Genomic DNA, 14073 nt, shown 5'->3' with positions numbered 1-14073 from the left:
TGATAGGCATGAGCAGGGCACGTATCATGCGCTCTATGACAGACGCGGCGGACGGCCCGCCCGGCTTCAGTGCCGGAAGCGAGAACGGCGGCGATCCCCCGGCGCCGCTCGTGCACGATGTCGCGGATACGCTGCCGGGCGTCGACACCGTCGTGCGCGACCGGTCTCCCGTGCGGGTCGAGCCGCCCGTCGAGCCGCCAGTCGACAGCTCGACGCTCAGCGACGAGGACCTGGCGCTGGCCGCCACGCGCTCAAGCATGCACGAGGGCGGAGGCCACGTTCAGGTGCCGCCCGATGGCACTTTACTTGGAGGCGTCTATCGCATTCGCGGCCGCCTCGGCGAGGGGGCGATGGGGGTCATCCTCCTGGCGCGCGACGAGCAGCTCCAGCGGGACGTCGCCATCAAGCTGCTCCGGCCGGAGCAGCTCGACAACGCGCAGATGCAGGCCCGGCTGCTCGCGGAGGCGCGGGCGATGGCGCGCGTCCACCACCCGAACGTCGTCGAGATCCATGCGTTCGGGGAGTACGCCAACGCCCCGTATTTCGTGATGCAGTACGTGCCCGGGGTCACGCTCGACACCTACGTCCACAGCAAGGGCGGCCGGCTCGTCCTCGACGAGGCGCTGAGCCTCCTCGACCAGGTCTGCCTCGGCGTCTCGGCGATCCACGCCTCGGGCATCGCCCACCGCGACATCAAGCCGAGCAACATCCTCGTCGGCCAGGCCCTGCGCGTGGTGGTCGCCGATCTCGGCCTCGCGAAGCGCATCCCGCGCGGCGATCGGATCGAGCTCGCCTTCTCCGGCACCCCGGCGTACCTGGCGCCCGAGGTGGCGCTTGGCCGGCACCTCGACCCTGCGCTGCTGCCGCGGATCGACGTCTACGCCCTCGGGGTGGTCGCCTACTACCTGCTCGCCGGCCGCCTGCCTTTCCAGAGCACGAGCACCGTCGATCTGGTGATGCAGCACGCGGTTCAGCCGCCGATCCCGCCGAGCGAGCTCTGCCTCGACCTCCCCGCGTCGTTCGACGCGCCGGTGCTCGGGGCGCTGGCCAAGGAGCCCGACGAGCGCACGGCGAGCGCGGAGGCGCTGCGCGAGGCGCTCCTCGACGCCCGCGGCGCCATGCCGGCGTACACCCGCGCGACGCGCGTCCTCGTGGCCGACGACAGCCCGTCGTTCCGCAGCTTCCTCGTCAGCGTCCTCGCGCAGGCGCTGCCCGGCGCCGTCATCGAGACCGCGCCCGACGGCACGACGGCGCTCGCCGCCATCGAGGCGAACCCCCCGTCGCTCGGCGTGTTCGATCTGGACATGCCCGGCCTGGACGGCATCTCGCTCACGGCGGCGGTGCGGGAGCTCCCGCAGGGCGACTTCCCGATCGTCGTGGCGACCGGGACGGGGGGCGCGGCCGACTGGCAGTGCCTGTCGCGCCTCGGCGCCTCGGCGTTCCTCGTCAAGCCGTTCGACGCCGGGCAGCTCATCACCCTGGCGCGCGCGCTCGTGGGCGTCGCGGACGAGCAGAAGCGCCGGCAATGAGGTCCAGAACGAGGACCATGACCACGGCGCCAGCGCGGGCGCCGTGGCGCGGCGCCTGTCGGCGCGAGATCGCCGATGGCCCGCGAGGTCGGCGGCGTCGAGGCTCCCGATGAACGACAGCGAGATCAAGGTCCTTCTGGTGGATGACGACGAGGTCGATCATCTCGTCACGCGCAGGCTCCTCCGCGAGGTCTCCCGGACCCGCTACGACGTGACGTGGGTGAGCACCTCGGACGAGGCGCTCGAGGCGCTGCTCGCCGGCGGCTACGACGTCTGCCTCCTCGATTTCCGGCTCGACGCCCGCACCGGCCTCGAGGTCGTGCACGAGGCGAACCGCCTCGGCTGCGCGATCCCCATCATCATGCTGACGGGGGTCGGCGACGAGGAGATCGACATGGCCGCGATGAGCGCGGGCGCGGCGGATTACCTCGTGAAGGGGAGGTTCGACGCGCAGATCCTCGAGCGCACGATCCGTTACGCCATCGAGCACAAGCGGAGCCAGCTCAAGCTCAAGCAGTACGCCGACACGCTGGAGGAGAGCAACCGGCAGCTCCTCCAGATGCACGAGGAGCTCGCGGCCAAGAACGCGGAGCTCGTCCGGCTGAACGAGGAGAAGAACCGCTTCGTCGGCATGGCGGCCCACGACCTCAGGAACCCGCTCGGCGTCATCCTGGGTTACAGCGACTTCATGCTGATGACCCACCGGCGCGGGGAGCCGTCGTCCCTGCTCCAGGACGGCGGGGTCGAGATCATCGAGATGATCAGGAGCTCGAGCAAATTCATGCTCTCGCTCATCAACGACCTGCTCGACGTGTCGATGATCGAGCTAGGCCTCAAACAAGCGCTTGGCGACCCTCGAAATGGGCCGAACCGCCGTCTCGAATCGCCGAGCGGATCCGTCCTGCCGGAGAGCCGGGATTCGGTGATCGTCGCTGCGGCTGGTCAAGGATCCCTCGTTTCGTGGTTCGAGGTTGTGGGTTCGCGGTCGGGCTGCCCGTGCCTCAGTGCGTCGGGCAGCCCCGGCCGTCAGAGCGCATCAAGGAAGCGGAAGAAGATGGGCAGCTCGGGACGCCAGGCAAGGAGCCGATAGACGAGAGTTCGACCGGTATGGAGGATCTGCGCCGGAACGAGAATGAAACGCTGCACGAAGGAGCGGAATTCCATGCGCAGAACGCGCTCTCGATCGGCTTGGTGTGCTTCGTGCCATCGCGGCGCCGTGGGCATGAGCAAAGAGAACCAAGCCTTGAGCGACCACGCGAGCGACGCGATCACCATATAGGCCCAGTTCGACTCGAGCGTGTTCAGCGGGGCGCGCAACGCCGGGACGCCGCTCTTCAATTGCGCGAGCAGATTTTCCTGGTTGCAGCGGCAGTTGGCCTCGCGGACGACCTGCTCGCACGTCATCTCGCGATCGTTGGTCACGTAGAAAAAGTAGCGGAAGGTCTGTCCCAGGTACCGCTGGCCCCTTTCCTCAACGATCGTCTTGCGAAGCACGACGAAGCGGTACGATCGCGCCGCCTTGGTGGGTCGATGCTCGAATTCCGCCAACTCCTCACGCTCGAGGCGCATATTACGATACTCGCGCTCACGGACGATCTGCTCCTTGATGCGTGGTTGCTTCGCGCGCCGCTTGCTCTCCTCGAAGAGGGTGTCGGCCTTGCGAACGAGCTCTTGATAATCGCTCACATCGTCACCTTCAGCGCGTGCCACCATCGGCTTGTAGGCATCGTACCCGAACACGAAGCGTACGCCGTCGTCGTGCCAACGGTCGAAGTACGCGGCCTGCGAGAAGGCCGTGTCGCCGCGCAGCAGGATGTCCGTCCAGCCGGCGCGACGGCAGAGCGTGATCGCGCGCGCGAAGAATTCGGGCGCTCTCTCCTCGGAAGGTCGGTTCCCGCTGCGGTTGACGACGAACAGCGGCTCCCCGGTGTTCGCCAGCGAGACCACAAGCGGGTGGTAGCCCCATATTCCGTTGTACGCGATGTCCATGCCCTGCTTGCACTCACCGCTGGTGGCGACGAGCGAGCCGTCCGCGTCGATTCGCGCCGTCTGCTCGAAGAACGCCTGCGACTGCCTCTGCCAGACGCCGACGCGCACGTCGTTCACGACGTCCATCAGGCCCTGGATCTGCTCGGCCCCGAAGCGCCTGCAGAAGTCGCCCGCAGTGGTGGGATCCGGGATCGTACGCGCACCGAGCGCATCGAGGAACGCCCTGTCGTTGCGGCGCACCTCGATGTCATCGAGCACCGCTCCGCCGCACAGGAAATTATAGGCAATGTTGAGAACATGGTCGGCCTCGCTGTACGGGCGCCGGCGCTTCAAGATCGGCAGCCTCGTGTCGAGCGCGGTCACCAGCCCGACCTTCCAGGCCAGTTGATGAATGGCCCCGAGCCCGCCACAGGGGATGGCGTGAACCCGGTCGGACGCCTCGTAACGAATCGTGCGTGCAGCGAACTCGGGACCCGTTCCACGCGGCTCGCGTCCGCCCTCGACGGGCTTCAGTCGGCGCGCGATCTTTCTCGCTTCACTTTCGGCCCAATTTCGTCGATCCTTCACCTGAAAAGCCTCCGGGTGTTTTGTGTCAAGCTTCAGCAACTCGACGAACACCCGGGCTTTTCATTTTGATCCCGCTACGAAGCGATTTCGACGCGCTTGATCGAGGGCTAGGCAAGCTGAACCTCGACCGGAAGAGCACGGATATCGTCCAGCTCGTCGAGTCGAACGTGGCGCTCAACATGGTGCTGGCGGGGCAGAAGAGCATGAGGCTCGTCGTCGAGAGCGACGAGAAGGTCCCGCGGGTCGAGGTGGACGTCCACAAGCTGGAGCAGGTGCTCAACAACCTGATCAGCAACGCCATTCACTACTCCCCTCCGGGCAAGGCCATCCGGGTCCGGGTCGAGGGCGCCCCTGCCGCCGCGGGGCCCGGCGGGGCCGCGACCGAGGTGATCCTGTCGGTCCGGGACGAGGGGCCCGGGATCGCGCCGGAGGACATCGGCAAGCTGTTCCGCCCCTTCGGCCGGGCCAGGACGGTCAGCACCGGCGGAGAGCGCTCGACGGGGCTCGGGCTCGCCATCGCGCAGCGCATCGTCGAGGGGCACGGGGGGCGCATCTGGGTGGAGAGCGTCCTCTCGAAGGGGGCGACGTTCTTCGTGGCGCTGCCGATGGCGGCGTCGGTGGGGGGCGAGGCGGTCGCCTGACGGGAGACGGTCGGAGAGCTCGGCCGGGCGGTGGGACGGACGACCGCGCTCAGGGCTTCTGCGGGAGCTCCGCGTAATCGAGGTAATCGAAATCGGCGGAGAGGCTCTTTCCCGTGAGATCATGGGCGCACAGCGCCGCGAAGGCGCCGGTGAAGCCCATGCCGAGCGAGGTGCGCTCGTCGGACAGGAGCGACGCGTCCAGCACCGGCCCGAGCGCGTCGAAGCGCTCGCCGTCCTCCGAGGACGAGAACTGCAGCTCCTTGCCGGAGAGATCGAAGCGGAGGTGGAGGCGAGGGGCGGAGAAGGCGACCGGACGCGCGAGCCAGGTCACCTTTCCGTGCTCGCTGCCGAGGAGCGCGATCGAGCGCCCGGCGCTCTCGTCGTGGCTGAGCAGCGCGTAGAAGAAGTTCTCGTCGTCGTACAGGGCCATGAGCCCCGCCATCTGCTGGAACGAGGCCGGCTCGAACTCGAGGCAGGTCTCGACGCGGCAGCGGAGCGACTGGATGCGGCGGCCGACGACGCTCTGCCGGTGCAGCGACTGCGGCGACTCGCGGCCGCGGATGCGCAGGTGGCCGGGGCGCTCGCGCAGCGACACCCAGCTCTCGTCGGGCACGTCGCGCAGCGCCTGGTACGCGACCCCCAGCGCTCCCCGGTCGAAGTGGTCGCGCGCCGGGGCCTCCTCGAAGGGGTGGTCCGGCAGCCGGGGCGCCGGCACGCGGACGGCGGGCGTGGCCGGGCGCTCCGCGTCGAGCGCGAGCCAGCCGTCGTCGGTCCAGCGCACCCGCTGCAGCGCCGTCTCGCGGCCGAGGACGCAGCAGCGGCGCTCGCCGGGGAGCGGCCGCCCGCACAGGTGGGCGAGGTACCACTCGCCCGTCGTGGTCTCGACGAGGGAAGCGTGGCCGGCCTTCTGCAGCGCGAGGCCCGGGTCGTGATGAGAGGTCAGGAGCGGGGCGCTCGGGTCGACCTCGTACGGCCCCTCGATGCCGCGGGAGCGCGCCATGACCGCGGCGTGCTCGTAGCTGGTGCCGCCCTCGGCGACGAGGAGGTAGTAGTGGCCCCCGCGCCGGTAGAGGTGCGGCCCCTCGGTGAGGCGGCGGCCGCTGCCGGAGAAGATCCAGCGACGCTCGCCGACCAGCCGGCGCTGCTGCAGGTCGAGCTCCTGCAGCACGATGCCGGGGAACTGGTTGTTGCCGGGGCGATGGTCCCACACCATGTTGGTGAGCCACGCGCGGCCGTCCTCGTCGTGGAACAGCGACGGGTCGAAGCCGCCGCGGTTCAGGGCGACGGGCTCGGACCACGGCCCCTCGATGCGGCTCGCGGTGACGTAGTAGTTGTGCGCGTCCACGAAGCCGTGGCCCCAGGACTTGACGTCGGTATAGACGAGATAGAACACGCCGCCTGCGTGGGAGAGGCAAGGCGCCCAGATGCCCCCCGAGCGAGGGTTGCCGAGCAGGTCGAGCTGGGAGCGGCGGTCCAGGGCATAGCCGATGGGGTTCCAGTGGCGGAGATCGCGGCTGTGGTGGAGCCGCACGCCCGGGAACCACTCGAAGGTGGAGGTCGCAATGTAGTAGTCCTCGCCGACCCGGACGATGGAGGGATCGGGATGGAAGCCCCGGAGGACGGGGTTCTCGATGAATCTCGGTTCGTTGGTCATCGCTTTGGCCGTGGTGCTCGGAAGTGAAGTCGGTGCGGTTCGACACGGCCACGCCGGGGGGCGCGGGGCGTCGTGCGCTGGCCATCTTGCAGCGGGCTGGCTGTCCAGCGCAACGGAACACGGCTGGCCGAGGGAAGATCGATGTCGCGTCGACCCGCGGGTCACCGGCGCCGCGCGGCGGGACTCAAGTCAGGGCCGCCCCGCCTTGGGTGTGGGCACGCGGCTCCCGTGTGAGCACCGCGGCGCTCCACTCCGCCCCGGTCCGCCCAGCGCCGCCGGACATCCGCCCCGACGCCGTCCTGCGTCACGTGAAGATCCGCGTCCGCCTCCGTCCTGTCACCGCGTTCCGCGTTGAGCGCGTCCTCCAGAACGTGGATAATCCGCGCGATGCAACTTCACGGTCCAGGGTAGCGCGAGGCCGCGAGGACCAGGGCGATCGCGGGCTGCGCCGTGCCGGACGCGCCCTCGACCACTCGACGGGAACTCGAGGCGTCGTCGCCCATCGACCGGGACGTTCAAACCGCGGGTCACCCGTGTAGGACACATCGATGTGCGCAGGCTCAGTACCTCGCGCGAGGTGCTGAGGAGGAGTAGGCAGTGGCGAAGAGAGCTTTGTTCAGAGGCGTGCTATCGGCGCAGGCCAGCGTGATGGCCGCGCTCCTCTTGCTGTTAGGACAGGGATGCGGGGGCGACGAAAAGCAACCCGAGCCCCAGGAGCAAACCCCTCCGGAAGAAGAAGAGAACGAGAACCCACCGCCCGAGGAGGAGGAGCCCGAGGAGGAGGAGCCCGAGGAGGAGGAACCCGACACCCCGGAGGGGCCCAGCGAGTTCACGTCGGCCGACGATCCCTTCACCGAGGGGTACCTCGGCGAGGAGGAAGAAGAGGAAGAAGAGGAGGAGGAGGAAGAAGAGGGCGGCCGCGATATCGAGGAAGGCGACATCTACCGCGTCCTCGGCGGCGGGCAGCTCCTCAACCTCAACCCCTACCGCGGCCTCCAGGTCATCGACATCCAGGACCCGTCGAGCCCGAAATTCCTCGGCCAGCTGCAGATCGCCGGCACCCCGGTCGAGATGTACGCCGTCGGCGATCGCGCGGTCGTGCTCCTGAACGACTGGGCCGGCTACCAGCTCAAGGCCGATGGCCTCACCGTCGAGCGGCGGACCGGCGGCACCGTCCTGTTCATCGACATCGCCGACCGCACCGCGCCCAAGCTCCTGTCGCAGTACCCGGTCACGGGCTCCATCATGACGAGCCGCCTCGCGCGCGGCACGAGCGCGACCTCGCTCTACATCGCCTCGAACGGATCGGAGCTCGCGGAGATCGCCCCGGGCCAGTTCCAGTGGGTCAACAAGACCCTGGTCAGGAGCTTCGATGTCGGCGCCGACGCGCTCGTCGAGCGCCCCGGGATCGAGCTCGGCGACGCCGTGACCGCCATCCACGCCGAGGCCGACGTGCTCCTCGTGGCGCGCAACAATCTCAGCTGGTCGCAGGAGATCAGCGAGATCTCGATCATCGACATCTCGAACACCGACGGCTCCATGGCCCTGCGCGGCAGCGTCAACACGGCGGGCTACGTGCGCTCTCAGTTCCACATGGACTTCCGCGACGACATGCTGCGCGTCTTCTCCGGCCCGAGGTGGGCCGACGGGACGCCCAGCCACCTGGAGACGTTCGACGCGGCCGATCGCGACAACATCGCGCCGATCGACAGCGAGGACTTCGGCGCCGAGCAGTCGCTCTTCGGGGCCATCTTCATGGACGACAGGGCGTTCGCGGTCACCTACCGGCGCGAGGATCCGTTCCACGCCTTCTCCATCGATCCGAGCGGGAACGTCGTCGAGGAGAGCGAGTTCATCGTGTCCGGGTGGAACAACTTCTTCCGCCCCGTCCTCGGGGCGACCCGCCTGATCGGCATCGGCGTGAACGACACGAACGGCCGCCGGCTCGCCGCCAGCCTCTACGACATCACCGATCTGACCAACGCGAACCCCCTCGTGGCGCGCGCCGAGGTCGACAGCGCCGCCGACGGCTGGAGCTGGTCGGAGGCCGACTGGGACCATCGCGCGTTCACCGTGCTCGACGACGCGGTGGAGGCGGTGGCGCCGACCGGAGAGGCCGAGACAGGCCTCGTGCTGCTCCCGTTCTCCGCGACAAGGACCGTGGACAACTACCGGCGGCCGTTCTCCGGCGTGCAGATCTTCACCTTCTCGGACACCACGCTGACCCGCCGCGGCCTGATGGAGCACGGGACGCCCGTGCGCCGCACGTTCCGCGCCGAGGAGATCGCCACGGCGAACGTGTCCGACGAGCAGCTCACCCTCTACGCTCAGGACGACCTCGACGCCACGACCCGGCTCGGCCAGCTCGAGCTCGCCCCGGACTACACGAAGGTCTTCGCGTTCGGCGACCACCGCGTGCGCATCAAGCTGCCGTACGACCTCTACTGGACTCCCCAGGAGAACCGGAAGATGAAGGCCGAGGTCGTCCCGAGCACCGGGCTCACCCAGCTCGTGGAGCCGGTGGCCGCCTTCGATCTGCCGCTCGGCGCGCAGCTCTACCAGGTGGGCGACCTGCTCGTGTCGCTGACCACCACCTTCGAGAACTGGGTGGGCAAGGTGGCCCATATCCAGGTGATCGATCTGTCCGATCCGACCGCGCCGCGGCAGGCCGGCACGCTCGATACGAGCGACCTCCCCTCGATCGGCAGCTACTACGGCGGGGCGAGCTCGTTCCCGACCGTGCACCCGGGGCGCGATGCGCTCGCGTTCCTGCGCGTCATCGGCCACACCGAGGATCTCGGGGTCGGCTGGGCGTGCCGGACGACCTCCATCCAGAACCCGACCTGCTTCGGGCAGGAGGGCTGCACGTACACGGCCGGAGAGCGGATGTGCCGCAGGATCGGCAGCGACGAGTACTGCAACGGCGGGTTCGCCGAGTGCACGGACCACGTCGGCGCCGACACGACCTGCACGCCGATCGAGGTCGACCGGAACGACATTCCGGGGGTCACCTCGACCTACTGCTACGAGTACGTCCCGCGCCGCACCTGGGCTCAGATCGAGATCCACGTGCTCGACCTCTCCGACCCGGACAGCCCGACCGTAAGGCCGGCCCTTACGCTGCCGGACAACAGCGAGACGGTGAACGTCCTCAACGACAACGGCGAGCTCTACTTCAACATCAAGCGCTCGGTCGGCGCGCCGGACGACCCGCGCCCGCACACGCAGTACTTCCTCACGCACCTCGACCTGTCCAACCCGTCGCAGCCCGCGCTCGACCCGGGGATCAACGTGCCCGGCGAGATCCTCGCGATCCAGGGCGACTCGATCTACGCGAGGGACAGGGTGTGGGGCCAGCAGTTCATCGAGACGGCGATCGCCCGGCTCGAGCTGCACCAGGGGCTCGCGTACCTCCAGGAGTACCAGCAGTTCCCGAACCGGCAGGTCAACGCGATCTCCATCGACGGCCGCGGGCTGCCCGTCCTGAGCCACAGCCTGATCTGGCGTCCGGGCTACGGGTGGTACAACGGCTGGGATCCAAACCAGAAGCTGACCACGCTCTCGCCGGTGCCCGCGGGGGAGACGCCGCCTCCGCCGCCGGAGAACGAGAACCCGACGACCCCCGAGTTCAACCAGCTCTCCACGGTCCGCCTCGCGTCGTGGGCGTCGCTGCGCCACACCGCCGACATGCGCGCGCTCTTCGAGGTGCCCGGCGGCGTGCTGGCGATCTCCCTGGAGCAGCCGGAGGCGCCGAAGGCGCAGGCGTTCTTCCAGACCTGGGGCTGGCCCGAGAAATTCGTGACCAGCGGTGAGGAGGTCCTCTTCGCCGCCGGCCGCTTCGGGATTCACCAGCTCGACCGCGAGACCGTCAACCTCGTCCCCTACCTGGGCGAGTAGCCGGACGGCCGGCCCGGGCGAGCGCGCCGGGCCGGCTTGCCGCGACGGCGTCGCGACGCTGCGGCCCCGTCATCCATCGCGGCCGCGTCCCTCCACCTTCCCGATTCACCCTCCAGCGGCCCGCGCGGATCACCCAGGTCCAGGCGGAGGAAGCGATGCGCGCCCACGCCGACGGCGGGGGAGGCGGTGAGATCCGGTTTCGCGGAGCGCCGGACAACGCTATGGAGGAGCCCCATGGCCGAGCAAAACACAGCGGAAAACGGGGCGGGGCAGCCGGAACGCGCGGAGCCCGTCGAGGAGCGCGCGCCCGACCAGAGAGCGACCGGGACCGCCGGAAGGGCGGCGGAGGGCAGCGCGGCGACGTCCCCCGACGGCACGGCGGCCCCCGCGACGACGGGTGCAGCAGCAGCCGGAGCGGGCGTTGCGGACACGGCGCCCGTTGCCGCAGCGCCAGCGACCGCAGCGCCCGCTCGCGCGCGGCCGCCGCGGGTCATCGACATGCGCCGGCCGCGCACGCCGGCGCCCGCGCAGGAGCCGGCGCCGCGGCCCCCGGCACGCCCAGGGGAACGTGGATCGGACGAGCGTGGAGCGCGCGAGCGCGGGCCGGTAGAGCGCGGCCCTCGCGACGGCCGTGCGGTAGAGCGCGGCCCTCGCGACGGCGGCGCGACAGAGCACCGCCCGGCGGACAGGACCAGGGCGCCGCGAGATGGGGCGCCCCACCGCGGACGGGCAGGCGTCGACCGCGCCGGCGGCGCTCCCCCGACCCGTGCGCCCGCCCCCCGAACCGCGCCGGGCGCCGCCACGCGAGAGCGCCGCGCGGCCGTCGCAGGGGATCCTGCGCAGGGTGACGCAGCACGGACGGATGAGCTCGCTGCGCCGAAGCGCGCCGCTGCCGGCGGGGACCCCGAGGCTCCTCGCAATGCGGCCCGGCAGCCGCAGCACGCCGCGACCCACAAGGCGGCCCCGGTTCCGCCGCCGGCACCGGAAACGGCGGCGCCCTCCGAGCCGCGCCGGGAGGCCGCGTGGGTGCCTCCTCCCAGCCCCGCGTTCCCGCGGAAGAAGAAGCCGGCGCTCACCGCCAAGGAGGCGATGAAAGCCAAGGTGCAGGCGCGAGCCGGCAAGAAGGCAGCGAACCCCGCGCCGAGCCAGGCGGCGGAGCGCACGACGGCCCAGGCCACGGATGCCGCCCGCGACGACCTCACGGCGTCCGCCGCGGCGAAGCCCCGCGATGGCGGCGCAGCGAAGCCCCGCGATGGCGGTGCGGCGAAGCCCCGCGACGCCGCGCCCAGCTCGGTACGCCGCGACCAGGAGGCCGCGGCGGAAGCGCCGGCCAAGAAGCCCGGGCTGCTCCGGCGGCTGCTGGACCGGTTCCGGCGATCCGGCTAGAGCGATGCTCACCCCCCTCTGGTACATGCCGCGCAGAGCGGCGCGGCGTCGACTTCGATGGGCCGGCTGGCCAGGAGGTCGTCGAGCAAGGCGCGCAGCGCCACCGATCGATTGGCGCCCCGGGTATACAGGGCGGTTGCTTGAATGACCGGCAGCTCCAGGTGGGGGAGCAGGCGAACCAGCGAGCCGCCTTCCAGGTCACGCGACGCGAGGAACTCGGGTACGAGAGCGATCCCTAGCCCGGCACGCGCGGCGTCCCGCGTGACGATCATATTGCCGGTGCTCATGCGCCAGGGGACACGAACGGTCTCCCCGCCGACTTGCCAGCGGACGATGTCGGGCCGCGTGACGACGGCGACATGCCGGGCGAGGTCGCCGGGTCTCCGGGGCGCGCCGTGCTGCTCCAGCCAGCCGGGCGAAGCGACGATGACCATATGGATATCGGCCAGCTTGTGGCTGACCAGATCGCTGTCTCCGATCGCGCCCATGCGGATGGCCAGGTCGTAGCCGTCGCTGACCAGGTTGACGCGCCGATCATGGAGATGCAGGTCGATGCGAACCGCAGGATAACGCTTCATGAACGCCAGCAGGCGGGGCGCGATCGCCGCCTGACCATAGGCGACGGACGCGGCGATGCGCAGCAGCCCCGCGGGAGCCGCATTGTGGCTCTTGACCTCGGCGGTCGCTTGCTGCGCGTCCCGAACGATGGGCTTTACCCTGTCGAAGAAGCGCCTTCCAGCATCCGTCAGGCTGAGCGCGCGCGTGGAGCGGATCAACAGCGGTGCGCCGAGCCGCTTCTCCAGCAGCGCGAGGTTGCGGCTGATCGTCGCCTTCGGCAGGCCGAGCGCCCTGCCGGCCGCGCTGAGCGAGCCTTCCTCGACGATGCGCACGAACATCGACAAACCGGATAGATCATCGAGCACTCTCAATATTCCACTCCTCGAACGCGGCCGTTCCAGGGCGCCAGCTGGCGCCGCCACGGGCAGCGTCGCAACCTGCCGTCCCCGCCTGGGAAGAGCGGAGCACGAGGGCGCGGCCGGCTCGCTCAGAGAAAGCGCACCTGGACCGCGCGCGGGGCGGCCCGCTCCACGCCGTCAACGCCCTTGTTGGCGATCGGCGCGATGCGCTTGAGCTTGCCGCCCTTCCCGGCCTGCGTCACGTGGATGACGCCGATTCGTCGTGACGGTGGCGAGGCGCTCGATCGCCATCCCGGCGGCCATCGCCAGGACGAAGGCGAGGACGACGCCGGAGCCGGTCGCGAGCGAGACGAGCGCCGGCCCGGGGCAGTAACCGGCCAGCCCCCAGCCGGCGCCGAACAGCGCGGCGCCGCCGAGGAGGCGCGCGTCGACGCCGCTGCGGGTCGGGAGGGACACGCGATCGGCCAGGAGGGGGAAGCGCGGCGCGCGGGCGGCGGCAACGCGCTGCTGCCAGCGAAGGACACGGTAGGCGAGGAGATGCACCGAGATCGCGCCCGCCATCACGAATGCGAGGCTCGGGTCCCAGTCGCCGGCGAGGTCGAGGAAGCCGATGACCCTGGACGGCTGGGTCATGCCGGAGACGCCGAGCCCCACGGCGAACAGCGCGCCGGTGAGGAGCGCGAGCGCGCTCTGCTTCATCGCGCCGCTCCGAGCAGATGATGGCTGACGTAAACGGTGATGGCCGCGGTCGCCATGAACGTCATCGTGGCGACGAGCGAGCGGGCCGAGAGACGGCTGAGGCCGCAGACGCCATGGCCGCTCGTACACCCGTTGCCGAGCCGCGCGCCGAGGCCGACGAGCAGCCCCGCGGCGACCATGAGGCCGAGCGAGCCGCCGCCCGCCGGCGGAAAGGCGCCGGGATGCGCGGCGGCGAGCGCGAGGCCGCCGAGGAGGAGGCCCGCGACGAACGCCGCGCGCCAGGCGGTGTCGCCGGGCTCGCGGAAGAGGAGCCCGCCGAAGATGCCGCTGATGCCGGCGACCCTCCCGTTGAAGAGCAGGAGCAGCGACGCGCTGAGGCCGATGAGGGCCCCGCCGACGAGCGGGCCTGTCACGGTGAATTCATGCACGATGAGACCTCGAGGGGTGATCGGGCGACAGCATAGCAACGCGCGCCGCAGATCCTCCAGGGGAAGGCAGGCCCGACCTCCCGCCGAGAAGGACAGGCCGAGATCCCCCGCCGGCGAGGCGCACACCCGCGTCGAGATCGCGAGTCGCGGCGCGCGCGCCGGGATGGCGGCCGGCGAAAGCAGGGTGTGGACGGCCGCCGGCACCTGAACGCTGCGCGCCACGGCCAGGGTCAAGCGGGCAACGCAGATCTCGCCGCTGCGCGCTACAGTGAGCGCGCAGCGCGACGACCCGCCTGGATCTCCGCCGGGCCGGCTCGGACCGCCGACCGCCCCCGGACAGCGCAGGTGGGGCTGGGAGCGGGGCGT

General features: G+C 70.4%; 10 protein-coding genes. 5 read left to right on the top strand and 5 right to left on the bottom strand.

The features are described 5' to 3' along the window. The first annotated feature begins 8 nt into the window (after positions 1 to 8). Positions 9 to 1529 carry a protein kinase domain-containing protein gene (locus WMF17_RS11410; protein ID WP_437649390.1) on the top strand — a complete coding sequence of 507 codons (1521 nt, stop codon included), beginning with the start codon at positions 9 to 11 and terminating at the stop codon, positions 1527 to 1529. Positions 1530 to 1638: 109 nt separating this feature from the next. Next, positions 1639 to 2619: a response regulator gene (locus WMF17_RS11405; protein ID WP_437649388.1), complete on the top strand. Its 981-nt coding sequence runs from the start codon at positions 1639 to 1641 to the stop codon at positions 2617 to 2619. On the opposite strand, the gene WMF17_RS11400 is transcribed toward WMF17_RS11405, so the two are convergent. Beyond that, positions 2556 to 4085, bottom strand: coding sequence for an IS1380 family transposase (locus tag WMF17_RS11400; protein WP_437604211.1), 1530 nt, complete (start codon positions 4083 to 4085; stop codon positions 2556 to 2558). The two genes, WMF17_RS11405 and WMF17_RS11400, sit on opposite strands and share 64 nt — an antisense overlap. A 65-nt stretch (positions 4086 to 4150) precedes the next feature. On the opposite strand from WMF17_RS11400, the gene WMF17_RS11395 reads away from it, so the two are divergent. After that, complete coding sequence (locus tag WMF17_RS11395; protein ID WP_437649387.1) at positions 4151 to 4726, top strand: sensor histidine kinase; 576 nt, start codon at positions 4151 to 4153, stop codon at positions 4724 to 4726. Positions 4727 to 4775: 49 nt separating this feature from the next. Here the strand turns inward: WMF17_RS11395 and WMF17_RS11390 are convergent, their stop codons facing one another. Further along, entirely contained in the window at positions 4776 to 6380 is a 1605-nt protein-coding gene (locus WMF17_RS11390; protein WP_437649385.1) for a glycoside hydrolase family 43 protein, read from the bottom strand. Positions 6381 to 7043: 663 nt separating this feature from the next. On the opposite strand from WMF17_RS11390, the gene WMF17_RS11385 reads away from it, so the two are divergent. Both WMF17_RS11385 and WMF17_RS11380 read left to right on the top strand, forming a co-directional pair. Then, entirely contained in the window at positions 7044 to 10277 is a 3234-nt protein-coding gene (locus WMF17_RS11385) for a beta-propeller domain-containing protein (protein WP_437649383.1), read from the top strand. Between the two features lie 1026 nt (positions 10278 to 11303). Next, complete coding sequence (locus tag WMF17_RS11380) at positions 11304 to 11663, top strand: hypothetical protein (protein WP_437649381.1); 360 nt, start codon at positions 11304 to 11306, stop codon at positions 11661 to 11663. Positions 11664 to 11671: 8 nt separating this feature from the next. On the opposite strand, the gene WMF17_RS11375 is transcribed toward WMF17_RS11380, so the two are convergent. From WMF17_RS11375 to WMF17_RS11365, 3 genes are all read right to left on the bottom strand, one after another. After that, the gene (locus tag WMF17_RS11375) at positions 11672 to 12586 is read right to left on the bottom strand and encodes a LysR family transcriptional regulator (protein WP_437649379.1); all 915 of its coding nucleotides are present in this window, start codon (positions 12584 to 12586) and stop codon (positions 11672 to 11674) included. 171 nt (positions 12587 to 12757) lie between these two features. Continuing rightward, positions 12758 to 13279: a DUF6691 family protein gene (locus tag WMF17_RS11370; protein WP_437649377.1), complete on the bottom strand. Its 522-nt coding sequence runs from the start codon at positions 13277 to 13279 to the stop codon at positions 12758 to 12760. After that, positions 13276 to 13707, bottom strand: coding sequence for a YeeE/YedE family protein (locus tag WMF17_RS11365; RefSeq protein ID WP_437649375.1), 432 nt, complete (start codon positions 13705 to 13707; stop codon positions 13276 to 13278). Before WMF17_RS11365 ends, WMF17_RS11370 begins: the two co-directional genes overlap by 4 nt. Positions 13708 to 14073 lie beyond the last annotated feature (366 nt).

The sequence above is a fragment of the Sorangium sp. So ce362 genome (genome assembly GCF_051519845.1).
Taxonomy (GTDB): Bacteria; Myxococcota_A; Polyangia; order Polyangiales; family Polyangiaceae; genus Sorangium.
This window is presented reverse-complemented; position numbering and strand designations above follow the sequence as displayed.